We start from the raw sequence: 17384 nt of genomic DNA on the forward strand, positions 1-17384 counted from the left end.
CATCTCCTTTTAATCAACTTTACACCTCTTATTTTAGACTTTTCTCTACAAAATGACCAGTAATTCACAGATAATTTACAAAATGAATGGCTAAAGGGGCTGGAGTCTAGGGATCCCTTCTTTTTTCCATCTATATGATGAAGCATCATTGGGATTACCCTATTTTTTAAAATAATAACTGCTCCCGGGTCGAAAGTAATAAAAAATCATCTCTTTTTGATTCCAATGGATTATAGACTCTATGTTCTTAATATAAGTTAATAGAATTAAGATTCGAAATAAACTGATAATTTATAAGGAGGAAAGAAATTTTGAAACAAATCCAGTCTATTTCTCTATCTATCTTACTACTTTTATCAACATTTTTTAGTACTGCATTCATAGTCAATGCGAACAATACTACAGCTGATTCATCCATGGAAGTGCCAGATAAAAAACCGCAAGCGCCAACAAAGGCTCATCCGAAGTTTTCATGGAGTCATCCAGGTCCGCTTTCACCTGTTCTGCATCCAGGATCGGCTAGGGGTGCTGGAATGATGGAAGGGCCGCTTGAGGAAATTGATTCGATCATGGAAACGATGATTACTGATGGTGTCATGCCAGGGGCTGTGACCTTTGTTGCTCGACGAGGACATATTGTTCAGCATGAGGCATATGGATATGCCTACAAATATGAAGATGCTGAATTTGCAGAAGCAGAAGATCCAATTCCAATGAATAAAAATACGATTTTCGATTTGGCATCCATCAGTAAAATTTTCACAACGACGGCTGCGATGATTTTATATGAAGATGGATATTTTGAACTCGACGATCAGGTTGCTGAACATATTCCGGAATTTGCAGTGAACGGAAAAGAGAAAGTTACCATTGAGCAGCTGATGACACATACATCAGGCTTCGCACCTAGCGCTCCGGTTGCCGATGTGGAAGGAACAAGAGAAGATAGATTGCAATACGTCTTGCAATATCCGCTTCGAAATGAACCCGGAACTACATACACTTACAGTGACCTCAATATGATTACACTAGGAGTCTTGGTCGAGCGTTTATCCGGCAAACGTTTAGATGAATTCGTGAAAGAAGAAATAACCGAACCTCTTGGAATGAAAGATACGATGTACAATCCTCCTGAAGATTTGAAATATCGAATTGCTGCAACAGAAGATCAGCCATGGACCGGCCGCGGAATTGTTTGGGGAGAAGTTCATGATGAAAAGGCTTGGGCTTTGGATGGAGTGGCAGGACATGCGGGTGTTTTTTCTACAGCAGAAGACCTTGCCAAACTCGCACACATGTATTTGAATGATGGAAGATACGGGAACAAGCAAATTTTACAGTCTGAAACAATAGAATTATTGGTTGAAAATCAAATCCCGGAATTCCCTGGAGATGATCACGGTTTAGGCTGGGAACTTAATCAAATATGGTATATGGATGCATTAACTGAATCATATACCTTAGGGCACACCGGTTACACAGGAACATCCATTGCAGTAAGCCAAAACAATGATACGATTGCCATTTTATTAACGAATCGAGTACATCCTACAAGAAATACTGTTTCTACCAATCCGGCAAGACGTGCATTTGCGCAACAAGTTGCCGATGCAATCCCGGTTTCCATTCCTAATAAAAACGGCGCCTGGTTTTCGGGGTACGGTGGAAATGTCAATAAAACATTAACAGCAGAGGTAAATCTTGTGGGAGACGCAACCTTATCCTTTGATACATGGTATCGTACAGAGGATGGATACGATATCGGTTATGTAGAGGTTTCTAGTGACGGAGAAACCTGGGCTACACTAAATGATAACCATACAGGATCTAGCGTAGATTGGATAACAAAGGAACTTTCCATCCCCGCGGGAACAACCCATATCCGATTCCGCTATGCAACGGATACCTATTATAATGGCAGGGGCTGGTATGTAACTAATGCCAAACTTGTTACTTCCTCTGGAAAATCACTACCTCTTGAACTAAACAGTGAGGAATGGGTTTGGAGAAATTATTAATATCCAATTCGGCATCCTATTATGTAGGATGCCAAATTTTTTCTAAAAGAATGATAGGAAAATATTTTAATAGCGATTTTAGGAAGTAAGGAAAATTCATAGATTTTTAGGATTACCACACATCCCGCATTTCCGCCAGGGATTAAGACAAAGCAATGTTTTTGGGTTTGCTTCCTAAAGATATGGATAATCCTCCTTTCTTTTGATAAGCTTACGATATAATGCAATACATAAAAAGGAGACGCGGCAATGGCTACCATTAATTGGTCAGAAGAAATTCTGAAACGTAAAAATGCGTTGTTAGAGGACACATTCGGACTGCTTTCGATTGAGAGTATCTTAGATGAAGCTAAAGCCACTAAAGATACCCCGCTTGGCGAGGGTGTAAAAGAAGCATTAGATTATATGCTTAGCCTAGGTGAAAGAGATGGCTTTAATGTAAAAAACGTAGATAACCTAGCTGGTCATATTGAATATGGTAACGGCGAAGAAATTGTTGGCGTACTTTGTCATGTAGATGTGGTACCAGCTGGCGATGGCTGGACGAGTCCTCCCTTTTCCCCTGAAATTAGGGAAGGAAAGCTGTTTGCAAGGGGGGCTATGGATGATAAAGGTCCTACGATGGCTGCCTACTATGGTTTAAAGCTGATTAAGGAATTAAGCCTACCATTAAAGAAGAGGGTAAGGGTCATTATTGGGACAGATGAAGAAAGTAAATGGCGCTGTGTCAAGCGATACTTTGAGACGGAGGAAATGCCAAAGCTTGGCTTTGCCCCTGACGCTGACTTCCCTATCATACATGCCGAAAAAGGAATTGCCGACTTCTTTATCGTCCAAAAACAATCCGCAAACTCAAGTGATGGGATCAGGGTCCTTTATTTTCAGTCTGGACAAAGGTTAAATATGGTGCCAGATCATGCAGTTGCCAAAATAGAGTCAGGAGAGGATACCTCCAGGATTCAAGAGCAATTTGAGCAATTTCTGCTAAACCACATGCTTACAGGTCATTATTCTTTTGAAAATAGCATAACGATTTTAAAGGTAGAGGGTGAAGCGGCTCACGCAATGGAACCGGATAAAGGAAAAAATGCAGGCCTTTATTTGAGTGCTTTTCTGTCAGAGCTAAGCCTTGATAAAAAAGCTAAAGCCTACTTCCGATTTATAAAAAACTTTTTATTTCAGGATTCAAGAGGTCAACAGCTCGGGCTTAAATATTCGGATGATATTACCGGGGATCTTACTGTAAATGCAGGTGTATTCGAATATAGTGATTCAGGGAAAGCACAGATTGGAATCAATATTCGCTATCCGGTTACGTATAGTATGGAGGAGCAATTAAAATCACTGCAAGCTCTTTTGGAAACACATGGTTTTGGATTAGAAGATTTTGATGACTCTAAACCGCATCATGTTGAAAAAGACAGCGTGCTCATTCAAATCTTAAAAAAGGTCTATGAGGAGCAAACAGGTGAAGAGGCGAAGCTTTTAACTATTGGAGGGGGTACGTATGCAAGGTCCCTGAAAGCGGGTGTAGCATTCGGTCCTCTATTTCCAGGAAGACCGGACGTGGCTCACCAAAAGGATGAATATATTATCATTGACGATATGTTGAAAGCAGCATCTATTTATGCACAAGCGATTTTTGAGTTAGCTAATAAAGATTAATGGGGGAAGAACAGATGGAAAAAGTATTGTGGAATGGAAAAATTGTAAATAAAGACGATGTTCGAATCAGTATAGATGATCGTGCATTTCATTTTGGTGACGGTGTATACGAAGTAGTTCGGGTTTACGATGGTGAACTATACTTAGCGGAAGGCCATATGAAACGACTTTATGACAGTGCCCGAAAAATCGGGATCCAGCTTGAATTAGCTCCAGATGAAATTCTGGCGAGTCTTGTTGAATTAAAAGAGGCAACAGATCTGATCGATGGTACGATTTATGTCCAGGTTTCCAGAGGTGAGTGGCCTCGGAACCACGCCTTTCCTGATAAGGCTGTTGTTCCCCAAATGGTTGGATTTACGAAAGAAGCGAAGAGACCGCTTGAGCAAATGAAGTCAGGGGTAAAAGCGACTATTATTGAGGATACTCGCTGGCTCCACTGTGACATCAAGAGCATTAGTTTGCTTGGAAATGTGCTAGCTAAACAAAAAGCGGTAGAGGCTGGATGCTTTGAATCAATCCAGCACCGTAATGGTGTTGTAACAGAGGGAAGCTCGACTAATGTGTTCATCGTAAAAGGCGGCACTGTATACACTCACCCCGCCGATCATCTTATTTTAAACGGAATTACACGGCAGCGAATTATTGAATTAGGCCGTCAAGAAGGTTTAGATATACAGGAAGTGGCATTTACAACGGATGAGCTATTACAGGCAGACGAGGTGTTTGTTGCAGGAACTACTGTAGAAGTTATGCCAGTGATTCAAGTGGATGATAAGAAATACTCCGATCAGCCTGGTCCGATTACTTTGAAGCTGCAAAGCTTATTATTTGAAGATATTGCCAAGCTTGCAAGCATTAAAAGCTAATGAGAAAGAGGTTTTCTTGAAGGGGCAGACCCTTATAAGAGAACCTCTTTTTTTGACTAATCTTTAAACGCAAATAAATCGCTGGATAGGTATCGTTCACCGGTATCAGGTGCTATACAAATCACAACCTCATTTGGCGTTAACGTCTTTGCTACTTCAATCGCAGCATAGCAAGAGGCCCCTGCAGACGGGCCAACGAGGATCCCTTCTTTTTGCGCAAGCCTTCTTGCTATTTCATAAGCATCGACATCTTGAATTTGGTGAATTTGATCATAGACCGTTTGGTTTAATATTGGCGGGATAAATCCTGGACTCGTACCAACAAGCTTGTGTTTGCCAGGTTTTCCGCCTGATAATACTGGTGAACCAGCTGGTTCCACTACATGAACCTTTAATTCAGGAAAATGTTCCTTTAAGACTTCGCCAGTTCCAGTAATGGTGCCTCCTGTTCCTGAAGTCGCGACGAAGGCTGATAAAGGCTTGCCAAGCTGTTTCATTGCCTCGACAATCTCTAAGGCTGTTGAGTGCCGATGGGCTTCAGGGTTTGCATCGTTTTCAAATTGCATCGGGATATAGCTGTTTGGAATCTCCTTGGCAAGCTCTTCTGCCTTTTTAATGGCGCCGGGCATTCTTTCATCCGCAGGGGTAAGCACGACTTTGGCTCCATATGCTTTTAAAAGATTAATCCTTTCCTTTGTGGCGCTATCAGGCATTACAAGAATTGCGCTATATCCTCTTGCGGCTGCATTCATCGCTAGGCCGATTCCAGTATTTCCGCTAGTTGGCTCAATGATGGTAGCTCCTGGTTTTAATAATCCGGATTGCTCGGCTTGTTTAATCATTTCGAAGGCAGCCCGGTCTTTTACACTTCGGCTTGGGTTAAAGTATTCAAGCTTTACATATACTAGTGCTCCATTTGGAGGATTGATTTTATTTAATTTTACCAATGGGGTATCACCGATTAAATCTGCGACATTTTCTACAAATTTCATGTTGCTATCTATCATCCTCTCTTAATCGACTCAGGTACAATTATTCTCAGCCAGTTCTTCTTTCTATTCACTTTTTATCTTACCTAATTGAAAGGAATTGAAGCAAATGGTTAGACTATCTTTAGAAAAGTGTCTTTTAAACTGACATCACCACTGATAAAATTAAGGAACTGGAAGTGAAGCTATATGTCTCATCATTATTTTTTTGCGGTACCACTCCCGCCCCGAACAAAAAAGGTTATAAAAGAAAAGTGTGATCAATTATCGAACATCCTCCCCTTTCATAAATGGGTCCATATCGAGGATTATCACATCACATTAGCCTTTTTAGGCGGAATTGAGCTTGCTAAAGTCGAGCAGGCTATTCTGGAGATGTCATCTCCCTTACAGAAGCTTACTCCCTTTTCTTTATCGCTTCATTCTTTTGGTACGTTTGGGAAGCCTTCACAGCCGAGAATTTTTTGGGTTGGTATTGAAAAAAATCAATTTCTTCACCAAACGCGATCGATTGTGTTTGAAAGCTGTGAAAAGGTTGGATTTCAATTAGAAACAAGGCCGTTTTCACCGCATATTACAGTAGCTCGAAAGTGGAGGGGCACGGAAAATTTTGATTCACATCTTTTAAAAGAGGCTGAACTATCCGATAATTTTATTGTAGATAGAGTTGTTTTGTATCAGACTCATTTAGATCGCATACCCAAATATGAAGTAATCGAGACGATTACATTTAATAAGTAAATTGTCATACAAGGGGGAGGAAACATGGCTCAGCTTATCAAACTTTACGACTATATTTCTCGATATGAGCAGGATGTATACAGCTATCCCTCCCGTTTCATTCGTTTGAAAAAAAAGCAGTGGGAACGTTTGTTGAACCGCTGGAAGAATGAGGAGCTTCTTCCGCAAAGTGAACAGGCAGGAGGTGTTCCTGAAAAGCGGAAAGCAAGACATATTATTTCAAAGCTAACATTCAGGTTTGGAAGAAAAAAAGAAAAAGCGACGATTAGGGGAACCGGACTTGAGTGGAATATACATGGTGAAGAAGAGGCTGCTTTGGATCCGTATCAAAATTCGCTAATCCAGCATGTACAAAATGAAGAAGAACTAAAACAGTATTTTTTAGACCATCTTTTTCGGCTCCAAATTAAGTGGGCAAGCTCGACGCTGACGAGCCAATCGTTTCCAGATATAAAGTTTTCAACTGATGGAAATCTAAAATATTTACTGCAGCGATTTCCCGACCATTGTCTTGTACTCTATCAGCCTATTTTTCTTTTAAAAAAAGCACCGTTTGAAAGTGACACGCTTATCATTACTCCTACAGCGATTTGGTGCATTTCCTTTTTGGAAGAGGAAGAAAATGCTGTTTTTGTTGGGACAAAAGAACACTTTTGGGTTAAAAAGGGAGCCGACAAGGAGAAAAAAATACTCAATCCGCTTGTAGGACTTGACCGAACAGAAAAGGTGATAAAGGATCTTCTTGCGAAACAAGGAAGTTTGTTCCCGATTAAAAAAGCGGTTATATGCAGGAATGGATATATTGATTATCCATCTGCACCGTTCGGAGTGGAATTACTCGAAAAAAGAAATTACACGGATTGGTTTGAAAAAATGAGAAGTGAAAGAGCTCCGATTAAATCTGAGCAGCTCAAGGCTGCTAAAGTTCTGCTGGACACTGTCCAATCGATATACTCAGATCGGGTGGAATGGAATTGAAAATGGGGAATCATTTTGTCTTTATCCTTAATCCTAATGCAAAAAACGGACAAAGTCTTGCCGTATGGAAAAAAGTTGAATCCGAATTGCGCGAAAAAGGAGTTCTATATGAGGTTTATCAAACTGCAGCACCACTCCATGCGACAAAAATTGTGGAGTCTGTTTTAGAACAACCTGATTTCAATGGTATTATCGTAGCAGTAGGCGGAGACGGTACAATTCATGAAGTCATAAATGGGATTGAATCAGTTCGTCAGCCTGTGACTTGTTTGCCAGTTGGCAGCGGCAGCGATTTTGCCAGGGGATTTCATATTCCCCGAAAAGGAAAGCATTTCTGCAAATGGCTGACTGAGTCAAGATTTTCCTTAGAAGCTATTGATCTGGGGATTTTTCAAATTGATACAAGTTCAGGGAAATTTGTTAATAATATAGGCACAGGCTTTGATGCTGTTGTTGCCGGAAGTGTCAATCAATCGAGAGTCAAGAAATGGTTCAATAAATGGAAAATCGGAAAACTGGTGTATGTTTATTTTTTAATCAAGCATTTATTTACATTTAAGCCAACTAGTGCCTATATAACGGTAGATGGACAAATCTTTTCATTTGATAAAGTTTGGTTCCTGACAGTTTCAAATCACCCTTATTTTGGCGGAGGAATGAAAATTTCACCTGCTTCTAATCCTAAAGATGGTGTGCTTGAAATGACGATTGTTCATGATCTCACGCGCTGGAAGTTATTATTCCTGTTTATTACCGTTTTTTGGGGGGGACATACGAAATTAAAAGAAGTGACTTTACTAAAGGGAAATGATTTTTACATTGAAACGACAGAACCCCAGCCGATTCATGCTGATGGAGAAATTGTTGGGAAGGGTACTTTCCATGTTCAAATTAAAAAAGCGGGACTTAACTTATTGAAACCTTAAAAGGGGCACTTGACTTGAAAAAGGTAACGGTTATACAATCAAAAAGACTGTCTTTACCATTCAATCTTCATACATAAAAAAGAAACGTTTTTAGCTGTTGAAATTGAAGGTCAAGAAACACCTTTGAACAAACGTAGGTGAACAGAATTGGAATATTTATTTGATCAAAATTGGGAAATAGAGCCTGCCGGCGGTGCGACCGGAGAGGCCTTTTTTGCTCATAGCAAGGAGCAGAAGCTTTTCTTAAAAAGAAATTCTTCACCGTTTTTAGCAGTTTTATCGGCTGAAGGAATTGTCCCTAAGCTCGTATGGACAAAAAGACTTGAAAATGGAGATGTCATTACTGCTCAACATTGGATTCATGGCCGGGTACTTGAAGCAGCAGATATGAAAAATGAAGAAGTTGCAAAGCTTTTGCGAAAAATCCATCGATCAAAAGCCTTATTAAATATGCTAAAAAGATTGGGAAAAGCACCGCTTAATCCAGAGAAGATGCTGATGGAATTGTCCTTTAGATTAAGCCCAGATCTTCAGGCTTCTCCAATCGTTCAGGAATCCTTGGCTTATTTAAAAACAGAAGTAAAGTATATTTCCCATTCCGAATATGTCGTGTGCCATTCAGATGTTAATCATCATAATTGGATGCTTTCTGCCGAAAATGAGCTCTATCTGATAGATTGGGACGGGGCGTTAATCGGAGATCCAGCGATCGACTTAGGCTCACTACTTTATTGGTATATACCTGAAGCGAAGTGGGGAGAATGGCTTGAGCAATATGGAATAGCTTTAACAGACCATTTAAAGCTAAGAATGAAATGGTATGTCATTGCTCAAACCCTTCATACTATTCAGTGGTTAAAAAATAAGAAAAATTTAGATGAAGCGGATTATTGGCTTCGTTATTTGAATGCAGTTCTTAGTTAAAAAATTTATTTTTTCTGGCACTTATTAATATAATTCATTCATTTCTTCCACCCACTGAGTCAGCTTGGGCTGATAGGTGGTAATATGACTGTCCAGATTCGAAGACTGAATTCCTTCCTGACTATAATTATAAATTTCTTCGAGAAGGGCGATGACATTTCCATCCAGGTTGTGCTGGGCCATTAAAGATTTAACTAAGCGTTCCACCTGTTCACATTCTGTAACAGAACCGCAGCAATCTGCTGTGTGGTTTGATAATATATCTTTTAGCAAGTTGATTTGATCTAGTCTGTTTAGTGGCATACTAAGGACATTCCTTCCTTTTAGGATTCACATATAGATTGTGAATTCTTTTTTATTTTATACTTGGGTGATTGATTGTCAGTAATGGAGGTAGACCCGACTCAGCGAAGTATAACTGTTCCTTAGCGATCGTTTTACGCATCTCGGCTTGACGCTAGCTAAGTTTTAGAGCAGGTTAATTTTGGTTCATGTATAGTGAATCTGCATGGACATTTTTTCAGGAAACGCTAGGGAAGGTCTTTTACGGGTTCTTAAGGACATTTATTAGGAAAGGACTTATAAAAAGTCCTTGATAAGTGATCTCAAGGACATTTTTAAGGGGGAAAGCTAGGGAAATGTCCTTTATACGGGTTTTCAAGGACATTTTACAGGGGGAAAGCTAGGGAAATATCCTTTATACGGGTTATCAAGGACATTTTTCAGGGGGGAAGCTAGGGAAATGTCCTTTATACGGGTTATCAAGGACATTTTACAGGGGGAAAGCTAGGGAAATGTCCTTTATACGGGTTATCAAGGACATTTTACAGGGGGAAGCTAGGGAAATGTCCTTTATACGGGTTATCAAGGACATTTTACAGGGGGAAAGCTAGGGAAATGCCCTTTATACTGGTTATCAAGGACATTTTACAGGGGGAAAGCTAGGGAAATGTCCTTTATACGGGTTATCAAGGACATTTTACAGGGGGAAAGCTAGGGAAATGTCCTTTATGCGAGATCTCAAGGACATTTTACAGGGGGAAAGCTAGGGAAATGTCCTTTATACGAGATCTCAAGGACATTTTTCTCAGAAAAAGCTTGTAAAGTGTCCTTTATAATAAGAACTATTCCAATACTTACAGTGACTTTAGAGGTGATATAGATGAGAATGAGAAACAAGCCATGGGCAAAGGAAAAAATGATGGAGTATCCTCAATATGTAATTCAAAATCCAGAAGAACATCGAGGGAAATGGAAAGAACTTTTTGAGAAGGAAGCGCCCTTGCATATTGAAATCGGAACTGGGAAAGGGCGGTTTATTACAGAAATGGCAAAAGCCCATCCGGATACGAATTTTATTGGCATCGAGCTTTCAGATAACGTTTTGGTTTCCGCCTTGGACCGATTAATTGAGGCTGAAGTCCCTAATTTAAAGCTTTTAAATGTTAATGCGAAAAATCTCCCTCAATATTTTGAAGAAGGGGAAGTTGACAGGATCTATTTAAATTTTTCTGATCCGTGGCCAAAGACGCGGCACGAAAAACGCAGGTTAACCTATAAAGATTTCCTTGCACTTTATGAATCGATTTTAAAACCAAATGGAGAAATTCATTTTAAAACAGATAACCAGGGTCTTTTTGAGTATTCATTAGTTAGCTTTTCCCATTATGGTTTACTCTTGAATTATGTGAGCCTCGATCTTCATAATAGCGGTATGGAAGGCAATATTATGACTGAATATGAAGAAAAATTTTCGAACAAAGGAAACCGGATTTATCGTTGTGAAGCTCAGTTTCCAGATGGGCAGAGAGCGTGACTCTTAAATAGGGTCAGGCTCTTTTTAAAACATGGATCTTATGAACCCGTACTTTCCTATTTATTTCAATTTTTAAAATAATATCTTCAATGGTAAAATGGTGAAAAGGGGAAAGAGAGGGAGAATCTATGGAGAAATTACAATTCGGTTCGTATTCACTGACATGGTTAAATGGCGGCGTTACCAATATGGATGGCGGCGCTATGTTCGGTGTTGTTCCAAAACCATTATGGTCGAAAAAATATAAAGTCAATGAAAAAAACCAAATCGAGCTTCGGACAGATCCTATTCTCGTTCAGGATGGGAAGCAAAATATTCTGATTGAAGCCGGGATTGGCAATGGGAGATTTTCCGAAAAACAACTGCGAAATTATGGGATTACCGAAGAATCCTCAATTGATCAATCATTAGCTCAGTTAGGACTTACAAAAAAAGATATTGATAAAGTTGTCATGACGCATATGCATTTTGATCATGCTACGGGATTAACTGATATTGAAGATGGCAAGTACATTTCTGCATTTCCGAATGCGGTTATTTATACCTCAAAAGTCGAATGGGATGAAATGAGAAACCCTAATATTCGTTCCCGCAACACATATTGGAAGGAAAATTGGGAGGCAATCGGGCAGCAAGTGGAAACATTTGAAGGAGAGTTGGAGGTTGCTCCAGGTTTTAAAATGATCCATACAGGAGGCCATAGTGACGGTCATTCTATTCTTCTGTTGGAACAGGGTGATGAATTCATGATTCATATGGCTGACTTAATGCCTACTCATGCACATGAAAATGTCCTGTGGGTCCTTGCTTATGATGATTATCCGATGACTTCCATTGCGAAAAAGCAAAAATATATTACATATGGGAAAGAAAAACAGGCGTGGTTTATTTTTTATCACGATTCAGATTATCGCGCTGTCCGGTTTAATCCAAGCGGGGAAATTATTGAAAGTATTAAAAGGGACAAAGGACAGAATAAATCATAAAAAAAAAATACCACTGTTTGAAACAGTGGTATCAACTATATTACCTGAGTTTCTATTACAAGACCGGTTTTTGCGTCCGCAACGAATTCCCATTGTTCGGTATAGGTTTCAAAATTTCGAGTGATTCCACCTTTATAAACCGTATAGGTAATGGGTCCTTTAACATAACTTTGAGTTTTCATTTCAATCCACGAGCCACTAATGGGCCCTTTCTTTTTGAATTGACTTTTTACTTTATGTAGAACAGTTTCTGGCTGTTTGAACGCAGTAGCTGTGAGCGGCTTTTGCAAAAGGATAGCAGCTGCGACTCCCGTGGCTAAGCCGAAAAAGAAAGATTTTGTATTCATGCCTTGCACCTCCAATCATAGTATACCTTACTTTAATAAACACTACTAATGTCTAACATATGCCTAGTAACTATAAAAAAATTTCTGTACAATAACAGAGTACATAATGACTTAAAGCGTCCTTATTTTTTTGCGATACGGGAGGGATTTTTTGTGAATCAGGAAACACTTCGATTATTTAAAACATTAACAGAGCTCCCAGGTGCCCCTGGTAATGAGCACTCTGTCCGAGCTTTTATGAAAGAACAATTAAACCTATATGCTGATGAAGTTGTACAAGATCGACTTGGAGGGGTTTTCGGGGTCAAAAGGGGAAATAGTCAGGGACCCACTGTGATGGTAGCTGGACATATGGATGAAGTGGGATTTATGGTAACAAGCATTACGAAAAATGGAATGATTCGATTTCAGCCGCTGGGTGGCTGGTGGAGCCAGGTCCTGCTTGCGCAAAGGGTGCAGGTTATCACAGACCGTGGTCCTGTTTATGGTGTAATCGGTTCAATCCCTCCGCATCTTCTTAGTGATGATCAAAGAAAAAAACCGATGGATATTAAAAATATGCTAATTGATATCGGTGCAGATTCAAAGGAGGATGCTGAACAAATTGGCATTAAACCTGGTCAGCAAATTGTACCTGTCTGTGAATTTACTCCATTAGCGAATCCTAAAAAAATCATGGCAAAGGCCTGGGATAATCGCTACGGCTGCGGGCTATCCATCGAACTTTTAAAGGAACTAAAGGGAGAATCAACTCCGAATGTTTTATATTCTGGAGCTACCGTTCAAGAAGAAGTGGGGCTTAGAGGGGCACAAACTGCTGCAAATATGATTAAGCCTGATATTTTCTTTGCGCTTGATGCCAGTCCGGCGAACGACGCCTCCGGTGATCCAAATGAATTTGGTCAGCTTGGCAAAGGAACACTTTTGCGCATTTATGACCGTTCCATGGTCACTCATCGAGGGATGAGAGAGTTTGTATTAGATATGGCTGAAACTCATTCAATTCCTTATCAATATTTTATTTCTCAAGGCGGAACTGATGCAGGAAGAGTTCATACTTCCAATGAAGGGGTTCCAAGTGCGGTTATTGGAATTTGTTCACGATATATTCATACCCATGCAGCGATTGTCCATGTAGATGATTATGCAGCAGCTAAAGAGCTACTGGTTAAATTAGTAAAGGCATGTGACCAAACCACTGTGGAGAGTATTCGAAATCAAAGCTGATCACACGAAAGGCGGGAGAGGATTCCCGTCTTTTCCGTTTTTTACATGAACTTGATAAAGGAGGATTCATAATGAAAGTGGCTGTTGGTTCTAATAATCCGGCGAAATTAGGAGCTGTTAAAAAGGCTTTGGAGCAAATACAAGTTATCGTCATAGGTGTGGACGTCCCTTCAGGAGTAACGGCCCAGCCTTTTTCCGATCAGGAAACAATGCAAGGTGCAATCGAAAGGGCCAAAAATGCAAAGAGTAAGGCGAGTGCTGATATTGGAATAGGTCTTGAAGGTGGAGTATATCAACAGGGAAATCAGATATATGTTTGTAATTGGGGTGCTTTAAGCTGGGAAGGAGGAATCTTAACTGCAGGCGGCGCCAGAATTCCTTTGCCGGACGCAATTGCTGTAAAGCTTCTCCAAGGCCATGAACTTGGTCCGATTATGGATGAATACACACAAGAAAAGGGCATCCGCTACTCAAAAGGGGCGGTAGGGGTTTTTACTTCAGCCTGGGTAACCCGGGAAGAAATGTTTGAACATGTTGTGAAACTATTGGTTGGCCAATATATGTTTGTGCAGAAGAAAGAAAACGATTAGTTTCAGCTTTGTATATATAGAGTAATATATCAATAGGTATTTTTGCTCAATTCAAAAATGAATCGAAAGGATCAGGGGCTATTCCTTGATCTTTTTTTATTTTACGAATTTCCTTGCACAAAATTGGACTGCACAGGCAAAAAACCGATTTGATCCGTCAAAAAAAAATATTCTATCCGACCACCCGATTATTTTATCCGATAAAGCAGGGGATTAGCAGAGATAAATTCTATTTCGAATACCGAATTAAAAAGGGGAGCTTCATAAATATTTAATAAGAAAAGACAAAAAAATTTCAAAAGCGGAGAAGCTTGATTTAAAAACATTGTAAGCGCTTCCCATTTTGCAGATAAATCTAAATAGTCAAAAAACTAAAAAAAAGGGTGTTGACCAATTAAAAAAACGCGCGTAATATATTGCCAAACAGAACTATCACATTGCTACTGTTATCAGTTAATAAAGCTTATTGTCGTACGCTGATTGTATGAAAAATATATCGAAGGGAGCGATTGACATGAGCGAACAATGGATTTATTTAAACGGCCAATTCGTAAGAAAGGAAGAGGCGGTTATATCCGTGTACGATCACGGATTTTTATACGGAGATGGGGTGTTCGAAGGGATTAGAATGTATGACGGCAATGTGTTTCGCTTACAAGAGCATGTTGATCGTCTCTATAATTCAGCGAAATCCATAATGTTAAACATCCCATTATCTAAAGATGAAATGACCGAAGTGATTGCGGAAACTTTAAGGAAAAATCAATTTGTCGATGCTTATATCCGGGTTGTCGTTTCAAGAGGTGTCGGAAATTTAGGTTTAGACCCTTCTACATGTGCCAGACCACAAGTCATAGTCATTGCAGAACAACTTTCCCTATTTCCAAAAAGTCTTTATGAAAAAGGGATTGATATCATTACAGTTGCAACAAGAAGAAATCGGTCTGATGTTTTATCTCCAAAAGTAAAATCATTGAACTACTTAAATAATATTCTTGTAAGAATTGAAGCTAATATTGCTGGCGCAGGGGAAGCGCTCATGTTAAATGATCAGGGTTATGTGGCTGAAGCTTCAGGTGAAAATATTTTTATCGTGAAAGGAAAAACCCTCTTAACGCCGCCTGGATATGTAGGTGCGTTAGAAGGCGTTACCCGAAATGCGATTATTGAAATTGGGCAGCAGCTCGGCTTTGATGTCCGTGAAGAAATTTTTACGAGACATGATGTTTATGTAGCAGATGAAGTGTTTTTAACTGGATCAGCTGCTGAGGTGATACCGGTAGTAAAAATCGATGGCAGAGAAATAAGTGGAGGAAAACCTGGTTTTATTACCGGAGAACTCCTAGAAGCTTTCAGAAAAAAGGTCGTTGAAGATGGATATAAGGTTTATACACATGAAAATGTTCAAGCAGGATAATAGATGCTGGAGGAGATTCGATGCGAAGTGACATGATTAAGGTCGGCATTGACCGGGCTCCCCACCGAAGTTTGCTGTATGCAACGGGAGTAAAAACACAAGATTTAGATAAACCATTTATCGGAATCTGTAATTCATATATTGATATTATTCCTGGCCATGTACACTTGAAGGCATTTGCAGAAGTTGTCAAAGAAGCCATTCGGGAAGCGGGCGGTATTCCATTTGAATTTAATACCATTGGGGTTGATGATGGAATCGCAATGGGACATATCGGAATGAGATATTCCTTGCCGAGCAGAGAGTTAATAGCGGATTCAGCCGAAACAGTTATTAATGCACATTGGTTTGATGGAGTGTTCTATATACCTAACTGTGACAAGATTACTCCTGGCATGTTAATGGCTGCAGTAAGAACGAATGTCCCTTCTGTATTTGTATCAGGCGGTCCAATGGAAGGCGGAATATCGTCTTCAGGCAAACCACTTTCTCTCGTTTCGGTGTTTGAAGGTGTTGGGGCCCATCAGGCTGGAAAAATGACCAAAGAAGAATTACTGGATATTGAGCAAAATGCTTGTCCAACTTGTGGATCCTGTTCCGGAATGTTTACTGCGAATTCGATGAACTCGCTTATGGAAATGCTTGGTTTGGCATTACCGGGAAATGGAACCATTGTGGCAACGTCTGAAGCAAGGTATCAATTGGTTCGGGATGCTGCACGTCACCTTATCCACATGGTTAAAAATGATATTAAACCTAGAGATATTGTAACAAAAGAAGCTATCGATGATGCTTTTGCGCTGGATATGGCTATGGGAGGTTCTACTAACACAGTTTTACATACTCTTGCCATAGCTAATGAGGCTGGAATTGATTATGATCTCAACAGAATTAATGAAATAGCCCAAAAAGTGCCGTACTTAGCCAAAATTAGCCCAGCTTCGGATTACACAATGGACGATGTCCACCGTGCAGGCGGCATTAGTGCGATAATCAATGAGTTATGCAGGATTGAAGGATTAATCCACAGAGATCGGATTACGGTAACTGGCCAAACCATTTCTGAGTTAGTAGAGCCTTACGGCATAAAGAATGACCAGGTGATTCGAAGGTTAGAAAATCCATATAGCCCTGTTGGCGGATTGTCGGTTTTATACGGCAATTTGGCTCCAGACGGCGGTGTCATAAAAGTCGGTGCCGTCGACCCGTCGATTAAAACCTTTATGGGAGAAGCCATTATATTTAACTCCCAGGAAGAAGCACAAAAAGGAATTGATGAGGGTCTTGTAAATGAAGGTCATGTAGTGGTAATCCGTTATGAAGGTCCTAAAGGCGGACCCGGAATGCCAGAGATGCTCGCTCCGACTGCAAGTATTGCAGGCCGCGGCTTAGGAACAAAGGTCGCACTTATAACTGATGGACGCTTCTCAGGAGCAACAAGAGGAATATCAATCGGACATATTTCCCCTGAGGCAGCTGAAGGCGGTCCGATAGCTTTTCTTAAGAACGGTGATCCGATTTTAATCGATTTAACCAACAGAAGAATCAACGTTCTTTTAACCGAAGAAGAACTCGAAAACCGCAAGAAAAATTGGGTGCCGCCAGAACCAAAGATCAAACGGGGCTACTTAGCGAGGTACTCGAAATTAGTAACATCTGCAAGTACAGGCGGAATTATGAAAATTTAATCAGGATAAATCGCTGACGAGGCAAAAGTGATTGGATTTTAGTATTCACAGAGAGCCGGTGGTGCTGGAAACCGGTAATACGCCCAATCATGACATCCCCTCTGAGTGCTGTTCTGAACCTTTAGTAGGAATCGCCGAGTTTAACATACTCGTTATCAAATGGAGAGGTTGAGGGTCAGATCCCGGCCAATCTCTCACTGAGG

At 40.2% G+C, this 17384-nt stretch carries 16 protein-coding genes; 13 read left to right on the forward strand and 3 right to left on the reverse strand.

The window, feature by feature from the left end:
• Positions 1-311: 311 nt before the first annotated feature.
• The 3 genes from CRO56_RS12370 to dat all read left to right on the forward strand — a co-directional run bounded on the left by CRO56_RS12370 (position 312) and on the right by dat (position 4552).
• Positions 312-2018: a serine hydrolase domain-containing protein gene (locus CRO56_RS12370; RefSeq protein WP_425427197.1), complete on the forward strand. Its 1707-nt coding sequence runs from the start codon at positions 312-314 to the stop codon at positions 2016-2018.
• 249 nt (positions 2019-2267) lie between these two features.
• Positions 2268-3683, forward strand: coding sequence for a dipeptidase PepV (gene pepV, locus CRO56_RS12375; RefSeq protein WP_097158926.1), 1416 nt, complete (start codon positions 2268-2270; stop codon positions 3681-3683).
• A 14-nt stretch (positions 3684-3697) separates the two neighbouring features.
• Positions 3698-4552: a D-amino-acid transaminase gene (gene dat, locus CRO56_RS12380; protein WP_097158927.1), complete on the forward strand. Its 855-nt coding sequence runs from the start codon at positions 3698-3700 to the stop codon at positions 4550-4552.
• Positions 4553-4608: 56 nt separating this feature from the next.
• Here the strand turns inward: dat and cysK are convergent, their stop codons facing one another.
• Positions 4609-5544 (reverse strand): cysteine synthase A, encoded by a 936-nt coding sequence (gene cysK / locus CRO56_RS12385; protein WP_097158928.1) that lies wholly within the window; start codon positions 5542-5544, stop codon positions 4609-4611.
• A 186-nt stretch (positions 5545-5730) separates the two neighbouring features.
• Here cysK and thpR point away from each other — a divergent pair, with 186 nt between their 5' ends.
• The 4 genes from thpR to CRO56_RS12405 all read left to right on the forward strand — a co-directional run bounded on the left by thpR (position 5731) and on the right by CRO56_RS12405 (position 9110).
• Positions 5731-6282 (forward strand): RNA 2',3'-cyclic phosphodiesterase, encoded by a 552-nt coding sequence (gene thpR, locus CRO56_RS12390; RefSeq protein ID WP_097158929.1) that lies wholly within the window; start codon positions 5731-5733, stop codon positions 6280-6282.
• A 24-nt stretch (positions 6283-6306) separates the two neighbouring features.
• The gene (locus CRO56_RS12395) at positions 6307-7260 is read left to right on the forward strand and encodes a nuclease-related domain-containing protein (protein WP_097158930.1); all 954 of its coding nucleotides are present in this window, start codon (positions 6307-6309) and stop codon (positions 7258-7260) included.
• A gap of 2 nt (positions 7261-7262) precedes the next feature.
• On the forward strand, positions 7263-8186 hold the full coding sequence (locus CRO56_RS12400) for a diacylglycerol/lipid kinase family protein (protein ID WP_245855884.1): 924 nt from the start codon (positions 7263-7265) through the stop codon (positions 8184-8186).
• A gap of 147 nt (positions 8187-8333) precedes the next feature.
• Positions 8334-9110 carry a phosphotransferase family protein gene (locus CRO56_RS12405; protein ID WP_097158932.1) on the forward strand — a complete coding sequence of 259 codons (777 nt, stop codon included), beginning with the start codon at positions 8334-8336 and terminating at the stop codon, positions 9108-9110.
• 24 nt (positions 9111-9134) lie between these two features.
• Here the strand turns inward: CRO56_RS12405 and CRO56_RS12410 are convergent, their stop codons facing one another.
• Complete coding sequence (locus CRO56_RS12410; RefSeq protein ID WP_097158933.1) at positions 9135-9413, reverse strand: YtzH-like family protein; 279 nt, start codon at positions 9411-9413, stop codon at positions 9135-9137.
• Between the two features lie 859 nt (positions 9414-10272).
• On the opposite strand from CRO56_RS12410, the gene trmB reads away from it, so the two are divergent.
• Complete coding sequence (trmB, locus tag CRO56_RS12415) at positions 10273-10926, forward strand: tRNA (guanosine(46)-N7)-methyltransferase TrmB (protein ID WP_097158934.1); 654 nt, start codon at positions 10273-10275, stop codon at positions 10924-10926.
• A gap of 128 nt (positions 10927-11054) precedes the next feature.
• Positions 11055-11912: a YtnP family quorum-quenching lactonase gene (locus tag CRO56_RS12420; RefSeq protein ID WP_097158935.1), complete on the forward strand. Its 858-nt coding sequence runs from the start codon at positions 11055-11057 to the stop codon at positions 11910-11912.
• A gap of 35 nt (positions 11913-11947) precedes the next feature.
• On the opposite strand, the gene CRO56_RS12425 is transcribed toward CRO56_RS12420, so the two are convergent.
• A complete protein-coding gene (locus CRO56_RS12425) occupies positions 11948-12259 on the reverse strand; it encodes a hypothetical protein (RefSeq protein WP_097158936.1) in 312 nt (103 codons plus the stop codon).
• A 153-nt stretch (positions 12260-12412) separates the two neighbouring features.
• Between CRO56_RS12425 and CRO56_RS12430 the strand changes: the two genes are divergently transcribed.
• From CRO56_RS12430 to ilvD, 4 genes are all read left to right on the forward strand, one after another.
• On the forward strand, positions 12413-13486 hold the full coding sequence (locus CRO56_RS12430; RefSeq protein WP_097158937.1) for a M42 family metallopeptidase: 1074 nt from the start codon (positions 12413-12415) through the stop codon (positions 13484-13486).
• Between the two features lie 71 nt (positions 13487-13557).
• Positions 13558-14076, forward strand: a complete 519-nt coding sequence (locus tag CRO56_RS12435) for a DUF84 family protein (RefSeq protein WP_097158938.1) — start codon at positions 13558-13560, stop codon at positions 14074-14076.
• 514 nt (positions 14077-14590) lie between these two features.
• On the forward strand, positions 14591-15493 hold the full coding sequence (ilvE, locus tag CRO56_RS12440) for a branched-chain-amino-acid transaminase (protein ID WP_097158939.1): 903 nt from the start codon (positions 14591-14593) through the stop codon (positions 15491-15493).
• 20 nt (positions 15494-15513) lie between these two features.
• On the forward strand, positions 15514-17181 hold the full coding sequence (gene ilvD / locus CRO56_RS12445; protein ID WP_097158940.1) for a dihydroxy-acid dehydratase: 1668 nt from the start codon (positions 15514-15516) through the stop codon (positions 17179-17181).
• The last annotated feature ends 203 nt before the right edge of the window (positions 17182-17384 follow it).

It is taken from the genome of Bacillus oleivorans (assembly GCF_900207585.1).
Taxonomy (GTDB): domain Bacteria; phylum Bacillota; class Bacilli; order Bacillales; family JC228; genus Bacillus_BF; species Bacillus_BF oleivorans.